General features: G+C 64.5%; 10 protein-coding genes, 3 rRNA genes and 1 pseudogene. All 14 read right to left on the bottom strand.

Annotated features, from left to right (window positions below):
- Positions 1–44: 44 nt before the first annotated feature.
- The gene (locus A605_RS07005) at positions 45–968 is read right to left on the bottom strand and encodes an NAD kinase (protein ID WP_015400803.1); all 924 of its coding nucleotides are present in this window, start codon (positions 966–968) and stop codon (positions 45–47) included.
- Entirely contained in the window at positions 965–1,786 is an 822-nt protein-coding gene (locus A605_RS07000; RefSeq protein WP_015400802.1) for a TlyA family RNA methyltransferase, read from the bottom strand. The genes A605_RS07005 and A605_RS07000 overlap by 4 nt, the downstream gene beginning before the upstream one ends.
- Before the next feature lie 14 nt (positions 1,787–1,800).
- Positions 1,801–1,938 (bottom strand): hypothetical protein, encoded by a 138-nt coding sequence (locus A605_RS06995; protein WP_244429014.1) that lies wholly within the window; start codon positions 1,936–1,938, stop codon positions 1,801–1,803.
- A 50-nt stretch (positions 1,939–1,988) separates the two neighbouring features.
- Entirely contained in the window at positions 1,989–2,972 is a 984-nt protein-coding gene (locus A605_RS06990) for an HAD-IIA family hydrolase (protein ID WP_015400801.1), read from the bottom strand.
- Between the two features lie 10 nt (positions 2,973–2,982).
- Positions 2,983–3,927, bottom strand: a pseudogene (locus tag A605_RS06985) (hypothetical protein); the annotation flags it as partial.
- 183 nt (positions 3,928–4,110) lie between these two features.
- A 5S ribosomal RNA gene (gene rrf, locus A605_RS06980) occupies positions 4,111–4,228 on the bottom strand.
- Between the two features lie 117 nt (positions 4,229–4,345).
- Positions 4,346–7,423 (bottom strand): 23S ribosomal RNA (locus tag A605_RS06975).
- Between the two features lie 393 nt (positions 7,424–7,816).
- A 16S ribosomal RNA gene (locus A605_RS06970) occupies positions 7,817–9,338 on the bottom strand.
- The 16S, 23S and 5S rRNA genes sit together here, the layout of an rRNA operon.
- 678 nt (positions 9,339–10,016) lie before the next feature.
- Positions 10,017–11,282 carry a tyrosine--tRNA ligase gene (gene tyrS / locus A605_RS06965; RefSeq protein ID WP_015400799.1) on the bottom strand — a complete coding sequence of 422 codons (1,266 nt, stop codon included), beginning with the start codon at positions 11,280–11,282 and terminating at the stop codon, positions 10,017–10,019.
- Between the two features lie 64 nt (positions 11,283–11,346).
- Complete coding sequence (locus A605_RS06960; protein WP_015400798.1) at positions 11,347–11,535, bottom strand: Trm112 family protein; 189 nt, start codon at positions 11,533–11,535, stop codon at positions 11,347–11,349.
- Positions 11,536–11,655: 120 nt separating this feature from the next.
- Positions 11,656–13,089: an argininosuccinate lyase gene (gene argH, locus A605_RS06955; RefSeq protein ID WP_015400797.1), complete on the bottom strand. Its 1,434-nt coding sequence runs from the start codon at positions 13,087–13,089 to the stop codon at positions 11,656–11,658.
- A gap of 11 nt (positions 13,090–13,100) precedes the next feature.
- The gene (locus A605_RS06950; RefSeq protein ID WP_015400796.1) at positions 13,101–14,300 is read right to left on the bottom strand and encodes an argininosuccinate synthase; all 1,200 of its coding nucleotides are present in this window, start codon (positions 14,298–14,300) and stop codon (positions 13,101–13,103) included.
- Positions 14,301–14,387: 87 nt separating this feature from the next.
- Positions 14,388–14,864, bottom strand: a complete 477-nt coding sequence (locus A605_RS06945) for an arginine repressor (RefSeq protein ID WP_015400795.1) — start codon at positions 14,862–14,864, stop codon at positions 14,388–14,390.
- Positions 14,861–15,832 carry an ornithine carbamoyltransferase gene (argF, locus tag A605_RS06940; protein ID WP_015400794.1) on the bottom strand — a complete coding sequence of 324 codons (972 nt, stop codon included), beginning with the start codon at positions 15,830–15,832 and terminating at the stop codon, positions 14,861–14,863. Before argF ends, A605_RS06945 begins: the two co-directional genes overlap by 4 nt.
- Positions 15,833–15,842: the final 10 nt, after the last annotated feature.

Below are 15,842 nucleotides of genomic sequence, written 5' to 3'. Positions count from 1 at the left end.
GCCAGGTTACCCCACGGATAGTGTCGGAAAAACGAACAGACGTGCTACTGATTCTTCGGGGCTCGGGGTCCCCGCCAGCCCTCCACGGGCAGCCGCAGCTTGGTCACCAGGCGGTCGGTGAACGTCGAGTGGTCCACCCGCACCCAGCGCACCGGGCGCTCACCGCGGACGACCTCCACGCGCGAACCCGGGGGCATGGGGATGGGGCGGAAACCGTCCATGACGGCCATCGCCGGCGACGCACCCGGATTCGACTCCACCGCCACGGTCGAGCGCGGGGAGACCACCAGCGGCTTGGTGAACAGCGCGTGCGCGTTGTTGGGCACGACCAGGATGGCGTCGAGCTCCGGCCAGAGCACCGGTCCCCCAGCGGAGAACGCGTAGGCGGTCGAACCCGTCGGGGTGGAGATCAGCACGCCGTCGCAGCCGAAGGAGCTGACGGGTCGACCGTCGACCTCGAGGATGGCGTCCAGGACGCCGCGGCGGTTGAGGTTCTCCACGCTGACCTCGTTGAGCGCCCAGCCGCGGCCGATGACCTCCAGGTCGTCGTCGAGGACGGTGACGTCGACGGTCATGCGGTCCTCGACGCGGTAGTCCCGGTCGATGACGCGCTGGATGGCCTCGTCGAGGGACTCGGCCTCCCACTCGGCGAGGAAGCCTACGTGGCCGAGGTTGATGCCCAGGACCGGCAGATCCACGGCGTGCGCCAGGTCGGCGGCGCGCAGGAAGGTGCCGTCGCCGCCGAGCACGAGGACGAGGTCGCAGCCCTTCGCGGCGTCGGCGTTGTGGGTCACCCGCGGCAGATCCGCGAGCACCGGGCTGTTGTCCAGGGGGCGGGCGTCCTGATGGACCAGCACGCGGACGTCGATCCCGGCCCCGGTCATCAGCTCCGCGGCACGCTCGGCGGCGTCGACGTTGGAGCTGCGGCCGGTGTGGGGGACGAGCAGGATCTGCCGGCGGTCACTCACTGCGGACCCTCCTTCACGGCGGTGTCGATCATGGTGGTCAGCTGATCCGGTGCCGGGGCGCTGGCGCCGCCGTCCTTGATCAGCCACAGGAAGTATTCTACGTTGCCGCTCGGCCCGGGCAGCGGGGAGGCCACGACGCCCCGGCAGCTCAACCCCAGGGTGGCCGCGAACTCGGCGGTCTCCCGCGTGACCTCGGCGCGCAGTTCGGGACTGCGCACCACCCCGCCCGAGCCGAGGCGGTCCTTGCCGACCTCGAACTGGGGCTTGACCATCGGCAGCAGGTCCGCGCCCTCGGCCAGGCATCCCGCGATGGTCGGCAGGGTCAGGTGCAGGGAGATGAAGGACAGGTCGCCGACCATCATGTCGCAGGGCCCACCGGTCATCTCCGCGGTGAGATGGCGGATATTCGTCCGGTCGAGGACGGTGACGCGGGCGTCGTTCTGCAGCCGCCAGATCAGCTGGCCGTAGCCGACGTCGACGGCGACGACCTCGCGGGCGTCGCGACGCAGCAGCACGTCGGTGAAGCCCCCGGTGGAGGCGCCGGCGTCGAGGACCTTGCGTCCCGCCACACTCAGCCCCTGCGGCTCGAAGGCGGCGAGTGCGCCGAGCAGCTTGTGGGCGCCGCGGGAGGCCCAGCCGTCGTCCTCGGACTCCTCGACCCGGATGGAGATCTCCGGCTCGACGACCGTCGCGGGCTTCAACGCCTTGAAACCGCCGACGAAGACCCGGCCGTCCCTGATCATCTCGACGGCCTGCTCGCGTGAGCGCGCGATCTTGCGGCGGACCAGCTCAGCATCGAGCCGTCTGCGTGCCACCATGTCTGTCCTCCTCATCATCCGGCCTGGTTGTCCTGCAGGGCGTCGTGCAACACCGCGTGCGCCCGCTCGAGCTGGGCGGCCTCCTCGGCCAGGCTGCCGGACGGCTCACCGAGGATCTCCGCCAGACGCTTCTCGACGTCCGCGGGGCTCACCCTCGGCTGTCGGGGATCATGAGGTTTGGGGCCCGGTGCGGCCACGATGCTCACCACCACGCCCCGACAGCGGTCTTCGCGTGCTCGCCGACGGGCCGGATGCGCTTGACCCGGTACTCCGAGGCCCACGCGACCTCGGCGGCGGTGCGCAGCGCCTGGATCGGAGTAGCCTCGGGTCCGCCCCCATCCAGCAGCAGGTCGCTCGAATCCAGGCGGGCGGTGAAACCGCCCTGGGCACCCGGTCGCAGCTCCCGCGGGTCGTGATTGAGCTCCGCGAGCGAATCCGCCAGGTAGGTCGGGCGTTGCTCACGCGGTGCGCGCAGGACGTCGAAGTGGCCGGAAACCCCCGTGAACACCTGGAAGGTCGGCATGCCGGCGGCGTTGCCGCCCTCGATGTCGGTGTCGATGCGGTCCCCGACGACCAACGGCCGCGAGGCGCCGAGGCGTGCGGCGGCGGAGCGGAACAGGGCCGGTCCCGGCTTGCCGGCGGCGACGGGCGGCTCCCCGGTGGCGGAGACGACCGCCGCGACCATCGAGCCGTTGCCCACGAGCAGGCCGCGCTCCGACGGCAGCGTGGTGTCCAGGTTCGAGGCGACGTGGATCGCCCCCGCCCGGATCGCCAGCGCCGCCTCCGAGAGCTGCGCCCACCCCGTGGCCGGATTGTGGCCCTGGAAGACCACGCGCGGCTGCTCATCCGCCGACTCAACGACGACGTAGCCGGCCTGCGTGGCCAGCCCGCGGAAGGAGTCCGAGCCGACGACCAGAACGGGGTCGCCGGGTGTCAGGTGCTCCGAGGCGAGCTCGATGGCCGCCTGCGCGGAGGTCAGGACCTGGTCCTCCCCGACGCTCAGGCCGATGGTGCCGAGCTTCTCCGCCACGTCCCCGGGTGCCCGGTAGGCGTTGTTGGTCACGTAGATGCCGGGCAACCCGGCTCCGGTGATCGCCTCCACGGCGCCGGGGATGGCGCGGCCGCCCTCCCAGACTGTGCCGTCGAGGTCGAGGAGCAGGGCATCGTGGTGCGTCAGAAGACTCATGCGCCCGACTCTAGCTGAGCTCGTTCAGGCGCTCTGCGGCGTCGAGCATCCCGTCCTCGTCGATCTTGTCGGCGTGGCGGAACCACTCCTTCGCCTCCTCCGTGCGGCCGGCGGCGGCCAGCGCATCGGCGTAGGCGTAGGACAGCCGCGCGGCGGACGGTCCCGTGGAGTTCAGATCCGGATTCAGGCGCTGAAGGGTGACGATGGCGCTCTCGGCCTGTCCCATGTCCAGTCGCGCGCCGGCGATGACAATGGCCAGCTCGACCCGCGACTCCGCGTCCAGCTCCCGGGCCTCCTCGGAACGGCTCAGGTCGATGGCCTTCTGCGGACGCCCGAGGCCGCGCTCGCAGTCGGCCATGACGGCCAGCAGACCCGGGCCGCCGGACATCCGGCGGGCGGCACGCAACTCGGAGAGTGCTTCCTTCCACTCCCCCGCCCGGTAGGCGGCGATGCCGTTGGTTTCCCGGGCGACGGCGACGCGGCCGGCCCGGTCCTTGGCGGCGCGGGCGTGGCGCAGCGCAAGCTGCGGATCGTCCTCCATGAGGGTGGCCGCCATGATCATGTGCTTGGCCACTGCATCGGCGTTGTCCTTGGACAACACCCTCAGATCCTGCAGCACGAGCGGATCGAGATCGTTGATGTCGACATCGTCGGGCAGATCGGGCTCGGAGAGCCGCTTGTTCAGCCGCTCCTCACGGAAACCGGAACGCTGCGGGCCGCTCCGGAACTTCTCCGGACGATCGCTCCCGCCCCGCTGGGCGTGGCTCCGCTGACCGCCCTGCCGATCCTGGCGGTCGTTTCGGCCACGACGGTCGTTGCGGCCGTTGCGTTCATTGCGGTCCCCTCGGCCGCCGGAGTGCGGACGGCGAGGCCGGTGACCATCGCCCCCGCGGCGGTCATCGGAGCGGTGGTCACGCGACGGGCGATCGGACATGCGGTATCTCTTTCCGGTTCTCGTTCTCGGGCCAGCGACGGGATACGCGGCCCCTGATCACTGGGGGTACTCGTAGTAGCCCGAGTTTACCCGTTCGGCCGGCGGATCCACGCCCCGGGTGGGACGGCACAATGACAAAGGCGTGGCCTGCCGAGGAGAAGATTCTCAACTCGACAGACCACGCCTCTTCTCTTTTAAGTTTTTGGTCGGCGGTAACTTACTCTCCCACACCCTCCCGGGTGCAGTACCATCAGCGCGGGCAGGCTTAGCTTCCGGGTTCGGAATGGGTCCGGGCGTGTCCCTGCCGCTATCAACCACCGACACAGTCGTGGGGCCCCGTGGTGGGGTCCTGACGTGTTGTGTCAGATACTGCATAGTGGACGCGAACATGTTTTCAGGTTCGTTGCGTGGGTGCACATCCAATCCCCGTGTGGGGGTTGTGTGTGTTTCGTCGGCCGATTAGTACCAGTCACCTCCTCACCTTGCGGTGGTTCCAGTTCTGGCCTATCAACCCCATCGTCTGTGGGGGGCCTGATTGATGAAACCTCATCTTGAAACAGGCTTCCCGCTTAGATGCTTTCAGCGGTTATCCCTTCCGTACGTAGCCAACCAGCCGTGCCCCTGGCGGGACAACTGGCACACTAGAGGTACGTCCGTCCCGGTCCTCTCGTACTAGGGACAGCCTTTCTCAGGTTTCCACGCGCGCGGCGGATAGAGACCGAACTGTCTCACGACGTTCTAAACCCAGCTCGCGTGCCGCTTTAATGGGCGAACAGCCCAACCCTTGGGACCTACTCCAGCCCCAGGATGCGACGAGCCGACATCGAGGTGCCAAACCATCCCGTCGATATGAACTCTTGGGGAAGATCAGCCTGTTATCCCCGGGGTACCTTTTATCCGTTGAGCGACACCACATCCACGAGTAGGTGCCGGATCACTAGTCCCGACTTTCGTCCCTGCTCGACCTGTCAGTCTCACAGTCAAGCTCCCTTGTGCACTTACACTCGCCACCTGATTGCCAACCAGGCTGAGGGAACCTTTGGGCGCCTCCGTTACTCTTTAGGAGGCAACCGCCCCAGTTAAACTACCCACCAGGCACTGTCCCCGACCCAGATCATGGGCCAAGGTTGAGGTGTCCAATCCGATCAGAGTGGTATTTCAACAACGACTCCCACACCACTGGCGTGGTGTGTTCACAGTCTCCCACCTATCCTACACAAACCGAACCGAACACCAATACCAAGCTGTAGTGAAGGTCCCGGGGTCTTTTCGTCCTGCCGCGCGTAACGAGCATCTTTACTCGTACTGCAATTTCACCGGGCCTGTGGTTGAGACAGCAGGGAAGTCGTTACGCCATTCGTGCAGGTCGGAACTTACCCGACAAGGAATTTCGCTACCTTAGGATGGTTATAGTTACCACCGCCGTTTACTGGGGCTTAAATTCTCCGCTTCGGACCACAAGGGTCCTAACAGGTCCTCTTAACCTTCCAGCACCGGGCAGGCGTCAGTCCGTATACCTCAACTTATCGTCTTCGCACGGACCTGTGTTTTTAATAAACAGTCGCTTCCCTCTATTCTCTGCGACCACCACCAGCTCACGGAGGCTAGCTCCCGTCACCGGTGGTGGCCCCCCTTCTCCCGAAGTTACGGGGGCATTTTGCCGAGTTCCTTAACCACAGTTCACCCGAACGCCTTAGTATTCTCTACCTGACCACCTGTGTCGGTTTGGGGTACGGGCCGTATGTGCACTCGCTAGAGGCTTTTCTCGACAGCACGGGATCACCGACATCACCCAATACGGGTTACGCATCACGCCTCAGGCATTGATCGGTGGCGGATTTGCCTACCACCGGCCCTACACGCTTACACCACAATCCAATCAGTGGCTCGGCTACCCCACTGCGTCACCCCATCACTTGGCTACTACCAGCTCAGGCCCCACGCACGCCCCCGACCACCACCCGAAGGTGATGATTGGGTTTGTGGGTGGTTAGTATCACTGATTCACCACGGGCGCGCACACACGGGTACGGGAATATCAACCCGTTGTCCATCGACTACGCCTGTCGGCCTCGCCTTAGGTCCCGACTCACCCTGGGAAGACGAACTTGACCCAGGAACCCTTGGTCATCCGGCGGACAAGATTCTCACTTGTCAATTCGTTACTCATGCCTGCATTCTCACTCGCACACAGTCCACGGCTCCTCACGGTACCGCTTCACCCCGTGCACGACGCTCCCCTACCCATAAACAATGTTTATGCCGCGGCTTCGGCGGTGTACTTGAGCCCCACTGAATTGTCGGCGCAGGACCACTCGACCAGTGAGCTATTACGCACTCTTTCAAGGATGGCTGCTTCTAAGCCAACCTCCTGGCTGTCGTCGCGATCCCACATCCTTTTCCACTTAGTACACGCTTAGGGGCCTTAGCCGGCGATCTGGGCTGTTTCCCTCTCGACTATGAAGCTTATCCCCCACAGTCTCACTGCTGCGCTAACTTGAAACCGGCATTCGGAGTTTGGCTGACATTGCTAAGATGGTAGTCCCGCTCAACCAACCAGTAGCTCTACCTCCGGCAAGCATCACACAACGCTGCACCTAAATGCATTTCGGGGAGAACCAGCTATCACGGAGTTTGATTGGCCTTTCACCCCTACCCACAACTCATCCCCTCAGTTTTCAACCTAAGTGGGTTCGCGCCTCCACGACGTCTTACCGTCGCTTCACACTGGCCATGGGTAGATCACCCCGCTTCGGGTCCAGGACATGCCACTATGGTCACCCTTGTTAGGATTCGCTTTCGCTACGACTACCCCACACACGGGTTAATCTCGCGACATGCCGCTGACTCGCAGGCTCATTCTTCAAAAGGCACGCCATCACACCTTTAATGGTGCTCTGACGGATTGTAAGCACATGGTTTCAGGTACTATTTCACTCCCCTCCCGGGGTACTTTTCACCATTCCCTCACGGTACTATCCGCTATCGGTCACACTGGGTATTCAGGCTTACCGGGTGGTCCCGGCAGATTCACAGCAGATTTCACGAGCCCGCTGCTACTCGGGGACACCACAATCAGCACCGCATGATGTTCACGTACGGGACTCTCACCCTGTTCCGTGGGCCATCCCAGACCACTTCCGCTCACCACACGACCACCGACGCCGGGCTGGCAGACCCGACACATGGAACCCCACAACACCGCATGCGCAACCCCTGCCAGGTATCACACACACACGGTTTAGCCATCCTCCACGTTCGCTCGCCACTACTAGCGGAATCATTATTATTTTCTTCTCCTGCGGGTACTGAGATGTTTCACTTCCCCGCGTGACCCTCCACAACCACTATGAATTCATGATCGGGTGACCACCCACAACGGTGGCCGGGTTTCCCCATTCGGACATCCTCGGATCAACGCTCAGTTGGCAGCTCCCCGAGGCATAACGCAGCCTCTCACGTCCTTCATCGGCCCAGCATGCCAAGGCATCCACCATGTGCCCTTACACAAACACACACCACACACACCCCACCGGGGCGCGTGCGGGATACAACATACTCACAACAAAAAACACCAGAAAAATAAAGATGCTCGCGTCCACTATACAGTTCTCACACAACACACCACCCACCCCACACCCCACAGAGAAACACTCCCCACAGGTGCGGTCACGGATGGTCAGTCAGGACAATGTTGCCCCAGACACCCAACAGCATGCCAACATACCCACTCATTTATTTCCGCCTGCTCCACCGGTCCTGCCCGTGCGGCCACCCCGCCACAACCATCTGTGGGTCGTGGGGTGCGTGTCCACCCGATTGATAGTGCCGGCGGGTCAACACTCGTGACCACCAACCAGCGATACGCGACCTGCGCTACCGCGCGGGCCGACTTGTTTATGCTCCTTAGAAAGGAGGTGATCCAGCCGCACCTTCCGGTACGGCTACCTTGTTACGACTTCGTCCCAATCGCCGATCCCACCTTCGACAGCTCCCTCCGGTAAACCGGTTGGGCCGCTGGCTTCGGGTGTTACCAACTTTCATGACGTGACGGGCGGTGTGTACAAGGCCCGGGAACGTATTCACCGCAGCGTTGCTGATCTGCGATTACTAGCGACTCCGACTTCATGGGGTCGAGTTGCAGACCCCAATCCGAACTGAGGCCGGCTTTAACGAGGATTGGCTCACCCTCACGGGTTCGCGACCTGCTGTACCGACCATTGTAGCATGTGTGAAGCCCTGGACATAAGGGGCATGATGATTTGACGTCATCCCCACCTTCCTCCGAGTTGACCCCGGCAGTCTCTCATGAGTCCCCACCATCACGTGCTGGCAACATAAGACAAGGGTTGCGCTCGTTGCGGGACTTAACCCAACATCTCACGACACGAGCTGACGACAACCATGCACCACCTGTACACCGGCCACAAGGGAAGGACCATCTCTGGCCCGGTCCGGTGTATGTCAAGCCCAGGTAAGGTTCTTCGCGTTGCATCGAATTAATCCACATGCTCCGCCGCTTGTGCGGGCCCCCGTCAATTCCTTTGAGTTTTAGCCTTGCGGCCGTACTCCCCAGGCGGGGCGCTTAATGCGTTAGCTACGGCACAGAAGACGTGGAAGTCCCCTACACCTAGCGCCCACCGTTTACGGCATGGACTACCAGGGTATCTAATCCTGTTCGCTACCCATGCTTTCGCTCCTCAGCGTCAGTTACTGCCCAGAGACCTGCCTTCGCCATCGGTGTTCCTCCTGATATCTGCGCATTTCACCGCTACACCAGGAATTCCAGTCTCCCCTACAGCACTCAAGTTATGCCCGTATCGCCTGCACGCCCGGAGTTGAGCCCCGGAATTTCACAGACGACGCGACAAACCACCTACGAGCTCTTTACGCCCAGTAATTCCGGACAACGCTCGCACCCTACGTATTACCGCGGCTGCTGGCACGTAGTTAGCCGGTGCTTCTTATCCCACTACCGTCACTTACGCTTCGTCGTGGGCGAAAGGGGTTTACAACCCGAAGGCCGTCATCCCCCACGCGGCGTCGCTGCATCAGGCTTGCGCCCATTGTGCAATATTCCCCACTGCTGCCTCCCGTAGGAGTCTGGGCCGTATCTCAGTCCCAATGTGGCCGTCCACCCTCTCAGGCCGGCTACCCGTCGACGCCTTGGTAGGCCATTACCCCACCAACCAGCTGATAGGCCGCGAGCTCATCCCACACCGAAAAAACTTTCCACCTTCCACGCTAAAGGAAGGTCCTATCCGGTATTAGACCCAGTTTCCCAGGCTTATCCCGAAGTGCGGGGCAGATCACCCACGTGTTACTCACCCGTTCGCCACTCGAGTACCCCCGAAGGGGCCTTTCCGTTCGACTTGCATGTGTTAAGCACGCCGCCAGCGTTCGTCCTGAGCCAGGATCAAACTCTCCACAAAAAACAAACCTCAAAACAAGCACAAGACCCGTCTCAAGAAGGGATGTTTCCAGGCGTAGAAAGCCCGAACCCAACAAAACGAACAACCAGCACACCACGACCCGAAAGCCGTGGCGCTCATGATTGTCCAAAATAATTTTACTGCATAAACTTCCACCGACCCCCACACCCGACGGGGCTGAAAACAAGGGCCGGCATCCGCAACCAAATTGTGTTGCACGTCCACGCACCGGAAACACACACCACCACCAAGTAGTGGTGTCATTTCTTTACAGTGGCCCCATTTCCACAAGGCCACCCGGCACACACCCACCAACCCATCCCCACAGGGACCGGCCAGCCGGGCAACCAACGACACAACCAACGTCACAGACAAAAATAAAAAGTACATTGGCACACTATTGAGTTCTCACACAACATTCACACGCCATGCCCTCATCCGATCGTCTCGGATTCGTTCCTGGCGGCTGGATTTTTAACTCTAGTCATTCTCTTCAAGAGAAGTCAACTTTGAGTTAATCTCGCTGTCACCTTGCTCTTCAGGAGGTGTTCCCCTGCCTCGCGGCGACTCGCTTAAATGTACTCAGCACCCCGGGAACAAACAAATCCCCAGGTCAGAAACGCAAACGCCCCGCCTCCATGCTTCGGGAGGCGGGACGTCGAGGTGAAACCGTGGAAATCAGCCGTTGATCTTCACGCCGGCGAAGTTCTTCTTGCCGCGGCGCAGCACCAGCCACGTGCCGTGCAGGAGATCCTCGGTAGCCGGCTCCCACTCCTCGGACTCGATGCGGACGTTGTTGACGTAGGCACCGCCCTCCTTGATGGCACGACGGGCAGCGCCGCGGGAGTCGACCAGGCCGGCGCCGACGAGCAGGTCCACGATGGTGCGGGGCTCTCCGGCCCGTACCTCGAACACCTCGGTCTCGGATACCGCGGACGCGAGGGTCCTCTCGTCGAGGTCGGCCAGCTCGGCCTTGCCGAACAGGGCCTGGGCGGCCAGCTCGACCGCCACGGTCGCTTCCTCACCATGGACGAGGTTGGTCATCTCGCGGGCGAGTCGACGCTGCGCCTCACGCTTGAACGGGCGCTCGGCGACCTCGGTCTCCAGCTCGGCGAGCTCTTCCTGGGTGAGGAAGGTGAACCAGCGCAGGTAGCGGATGACGTCGGCGTCGGCGGCGTTGATGAAGTACTGGTACCAGGTGTACGGGCTGGTCATCTCGGGGTCGAGCCAGAGGCTGCCACCGCCGGTGGACTTGCCGAACTTCTTGCCCTCGGAGTCGGTGACCAGCGGAACGGTCAGGGCGTGCACGGTCGCGCCGTCGATACGGCGGTTGAGGTCCACGCCGGCGACGAGGTTGCCCCACTGGTCGCCACCGCCGACCTGCAGCACGCAGTCGTAGTTGCGGCGCAGCTGCACGAAGTCGTTGGCCTGCAGCAGCATGTAGGAGAACTCGGTGTAGGAGATGCCGTCATTCTCCAGACGCCGCTTGACGGTGTCGCGGGAGAGCATGGTGTTCAGGGAGAAATGCTTGCCGACGTCGCGCAGGAAGCTGATGACGGACATGTCCTTCGTCCAGTCGTTATTGTTGACCAGCACGGCGGCGTTGTCGCCCTCGAAGGACACGAAGCGCTGGAGCTGCCCTGAGATCCGTCCCGCCCAGTCTTCGACGGTGCCGGCGTCGTTCATGCTCCGCTCGCCGACATCGCGTGGATCGCCGATCATGCCGGTGGCGCCGCCCGCGAGCACCAACGGACGGTGGCCCGCCCGCTGGAAGCGGTACAGCATCAGCAGCGGGACGAGGTGCCCGGCGTGAAGCGAGGGGCCGGTCGGGTCGAAACCGCAGTACAGGGTGATCGGTCCCGCTTCGGTGGCCTTCTTCAGCTCGTCGAGATCGGTGGACTGATTGATCAGCCCGCGCCAGGACAGTTCGTCGATGATGTTCATGGGGTTCGTGGGGTCCTTATGGAATGAAATCTGCGAAACGTTGATGTGGGGGAAATCTGCCGTGTCAGGGCTGGGAGTCGGCCGACGGCCACTCGACGGCCTCGTCGATGAGCATGACGGGGATGCCGTCGTCGATACGGTAGGCGATGCCGAGCCGCTCGTTCACCAGGATCTGCTCCTTCTCCAGATAGGTCAGCGGTCCCTTGTCCTTCGGGCAGGCGAGCACATCGAGCAGCTTCGGATCAATACTCATGAGTGCTCATCGTACCCGCCGCGCGCGTTCCCGCCGCAGTGGAGGCAACCCCGGAACCCCCGGATACGCAGAGGCCGGGCAGGAGCCACTCCCCTGCCCGGCCTCCAGCGATCGGTCGTGTCAGCGCCGCACCGGCGTCTGCGCCCACGCGCGGTGTGCGCGGGAGGTCTCGGCGACCCGCTCGCGCTGCTCAGCGACCCGCACGCCGGCGGTGCCGCCGCGGGTGGCGCGTGAGGCCACGGCGCCGTCGATGGTGAGCACCTCACGCACCTCGGGCGTCAGTCGCTCATCGACGCCCGCGAGCTCCTCGTCGGTGAGCTCGACCAGGCCGACGCCGCGGGACTCGGCGATGCGCACGCACGCGCCGGAGGCCTCGTGGGCCTCGCGGAAGGGCACGCCCTGCCGGACCATCCACTCGGCGAGGTCGGTGGCCAGGGTGAACCCGGCGGGCGCAAGCTCGCGCATGCGGTCCTCGTGGAAGGTCAGCGTGGAGACCAGACCGGTCATGGCCGGCAGCAGCAGGTTCAGCTGCGCCACGGAGTCGACCACCGGCTCCTTGTCCTCCTGCAGATCCCGGTTGTAGGCCAGCGGGAGCGCTTTGAGGGTGGACATCAGGCCGGCGAGGTTGCCGATGAGCCGGCCGGTCTTGCCGCGGGTGAGCTCCGGGATGTCCGGGTTCTTCTTCTGCGGCATGATCGACGAACCGGTCGACCACTCGTCCGAGAGGGTGACGTAGCCGAACTCCGGGGTGCACCAGGCGATGATCTCCTCAGCCAGCCGCGACATGTCCACGGCGATCTGTGCCAGGACGAACGCCGTCTCGGAGGCGAAGTCGCGTGAGGAGGTCGCGTCGATGGAGTTGTCCGCGGCGGAGTCGAAGCCGAGCTCCTCGGCGATCGCCTCCGGATTCAGGTGCAGGGACGAGCCCGCCAGCGCACCGGAACCGTACGGGGAGACGGCCAGACGCTTGTCCAGGTCCCGGATGCGCTCCAGATCCCGCAGCAGCGGCTGGGCGTGCGCGAGCAGCTGGTGCGCCAACAGCACCGGCTGGGCGGCCTGGAAGTGGGTCTTGCCCGGCATGATCGTCTCGGGGTGGGCCTTCGCCTGGTCGACGAGGGCGTCGACCAGCTCGGCGACGTCGACGGCGATGCCGCGGACGGCGTCGCGGACCCACATGCGGAACAGCGTGGCCACCTGGTCATTACGGGAGCGTCCCGCCCGCAGGCGACCACCGACCTCGGGGCCGACGCGGTCGATCAGACCGCGCTCCATCGCGCCGTGGACGTCCTCGTCCGAGGGCTCCGGACGGAAAGTGCCGTCGGCGACGTCGCGGCCGAGCTGCTCGAGGCCGGAGAGCATCGTCTCCAGATCCTCGTCGCTGAGCAGGCCGGCGTTGTGCAGCACCCGCGCGTGCGCCTGCGAGGCGAGCACGTCATAGGGGGCGAGCACCCAGTCGAAGTGGGTGGACACGCTCAGGGCGAACATCGCCTCGGAGGGCCCGCCGGAGAAGCGGCCGCCCCACAGGGCGCCTTCATTGGTTCCGTGCTTTTCCACGTCGGGCTCCTTTACTTGGCCTCGCGGTCGCGGCGGTTGGCGATCTTGGAGGACAGGCCGTGCAGTTCGACGAAGCCCTTGGCCAGGGTCTGGTCGAAGGTGTCGCCGGTGTCGTAGGTGGCCAGGTTGAAGTCGTAGAGGGAATGGTTGCTGCGGCGGCCGTTGACCGTGGCGGTGCCGGCGTGCAGGACCATGCGGATGTCGCCGGTCACGTGCTCCTGGGTGGACTCGATGAAGGCGTCCAGGGAGCGCTTGAGCGGGGAGTACCACAGGCCGTCGTAGACCTCCTCGGACCAGCGGGCCTCGACCAGGCGCTTGTAGCGGGCCAGCTCGCGCTCGATGGTGACGTCCTCAAGGGCCTGGTGTGCGGTGATCAGGGCGATGGCGCCCGGGGCCTCGTAGACCTCGCGGGACTTGATGCCGACGAGACGGTCCTCGACCATGTCGAGTCGGCCGATGCCCTGGGCGCCGGCGCGGCGGTTGAGCTCCTCGATGGCCTGCAGAACGGTGACGGGACGACCGTCGATGGCGACCGGCTTGCCGCCCTCGAAGGAGATGATCAGCTCGTCCGGGGCGTTGCCCAGGGCCGGATCCTCGGTGTAGGCGTAGATGTCCTTGGTCGGCGCGTTCCACAGGTCCTCGAGGAAGCCGGTCTCGACGGCGCGGCCCCAGACGTTCTGGTCGATGGAGAACGGGGACTTCGTGGACTGCTCGATCGGCAGGTCGATCTCCTCGGCGAAGGCGATGGCCTTGTCGCGGGTCCAGGCGTAGTCACGGGCCGGGGCGATGATCTTCAGGTCCGGGTGGGTGTCCATGAAGCCGACCTCGAAGCGGACCTGATCGTTGCCCTTGCCGGTGCAGCCGTGGGAGACGTGGGTGCCGCCGTGTTCCTTGGCTGCCTCGACGAGGTGCTTGACGATCAACGGGCGGGAGATCGCGGAGACCAGCGGGTACTGCTTCATGTACATGCCGTTGGCCTTGATGGTGGGCAGGCAGTACTCGTCGGCGAACTCGTCCTTGGCGTCGATGACGATGGACTCGACGGCGCCGCAGTCCAGCGCGCGCTGGCGCACGGACTCCATGTCCTCGCCGCCCTGGCCGAGGTCGAGGGAGACGGCGATGACCTCGCCGCCGGTCATCTTGGCCAGGTACGGGATGGCCACCGAGGTGTCCAGGCCGCCGGAGTAGGCGAGTACGACGCGATCAGTCATGTCTGTTCTCCTTGTGTTAAGGGGTTGAATCGGTAAAAGTACGTGCATGTGCTGCGGAGATGATCCGCTGATGAGGATACCGGGGGCTCACCGCTGAGTGAGCAGCTCCCCCAGCTCCTGGCCGGTCATCGGATCCCGGGCCAGGACGAAGATGGTGTCGTCGCCGGCGATGCAGCCCACGACCTCCTCGAGCCCGACGCGGTCGATGAAGCTGGCGAGGTACTGCGCGGCACCCGGCGGGGTGCGCAGCACCGTGATGTTGCCCGAGTGGTCGACAGAGACCACCAGGTCGTCGAGCATGCGGCGCAGCTTCTCCCGGGGGCCGGTCAGCTGTTCCGCCAGCGCCTGCTCGACGTGGCCGACGGTGTAGTAGGCCCGACCGTTGTCGGGGCGGACCTTCTTGGCGCCGAGCTCGTCGAGGTCGCGCGAGAGCGTCGCCTGGGTGATGTCGAAACCCTCATCCAGCAGCAGCTCCGACAGCTGCACCTGGCTGGAGACCCGGGTCTTCTCCAGGATCTCGAGGATCTTCGCCTGGCGGGCGGCGCGGGTGCCCGGGGTGGTCATTGACGCTCCCCCGCCGCCGGCTGGTGGTCGAACAGCCACACCATGAGCGCCTTCTGGGCGTGCAGGCGGTTCTCGGCCTCGTCGAAGACCCGCGACTGTGGTCCGTCGATGACCTCGGCGGTGACCTCGTTGCCGCGGTAGGCGGGCAGGCAGTGCAGGAAGATGGCCTCCTTGCCCGCGGCGGCCATGACCTCGGTGGTGACCTGGTACGGCAGGAACGGGGTGCGGCGGTCCTTGCCGTCGTTCTCCATGCCCATGGACACCCAGGTGTCGGTGATGACCACGTCCGCACCCGCGACCTCGTCGAGATCGGAGGTGACGGTGACGCTGGCTCCGGTCTCCTCCCCGCGGCGGCGGGCCCGTTCGACGAACTCCGGCTGCGGCTGGAAGCCCTCCGGCGAGATGACGGAGATGTCCATGCCGGCGGTGGCGAAGCCGATCATGTAGGAGTTGGCCATGTTGTTGTCGCCGTCGCCGAGGTAGACCGCCTTGCGGCCCTTGAGTCCGGTCGGGCCCTGCTCCGGGCAGAGGTTCTCCACGCAGGTCTGCAGATCCGCGAGGATCTGGCACGGGTGCAGGTCATCGGACAGCGAGTTGATGATCGGCACGGTGGCGGTCTCGGCCATCTCGTGGAAGTTGGAGTGGGCGAAGGTGCGCCACACGATCGCCTCCACGAAGCGGGAGAGAACCGCACCGGTGTCCTGGTAGCTCTCGCCCTTGCCCATCTGGGTCTTCCCGGAGTCCACGACGATGGCGTGGCCGCCGAGCTGGGCGATGCCGGCGTCGAAGGAGAAGCGGGTGCGCGTCGAGGTCTTGTCGAAGAGCACCGCCACGGACAGCGGGCCCTCGAGCGGGCGGCGCGACAGCGGCTGCTGCTTCAGTTCCGCGGCGAGCTCGAGCACCTCGGCCTGCTCGGCCGGGCTGAGGTCGTCATCGGCGAGGAAGTGCCGGACGGTGGGGTTGGTCATGGATGTTCTC

The organism is Corynebacterium halotolerans YIM 70093 = DSM 44683 (genome assembly GCF_000341345.1).
Lineage (GTDB): Bacteria > Actinomycetota > Actinomycetes > Mycobacteriales > Mycobacteriaceae > Corynebacterium > Corynebacterium halotolerans.
This window is presented reverse-complemented; position numbering and strand designations above follow the sequence as displayed.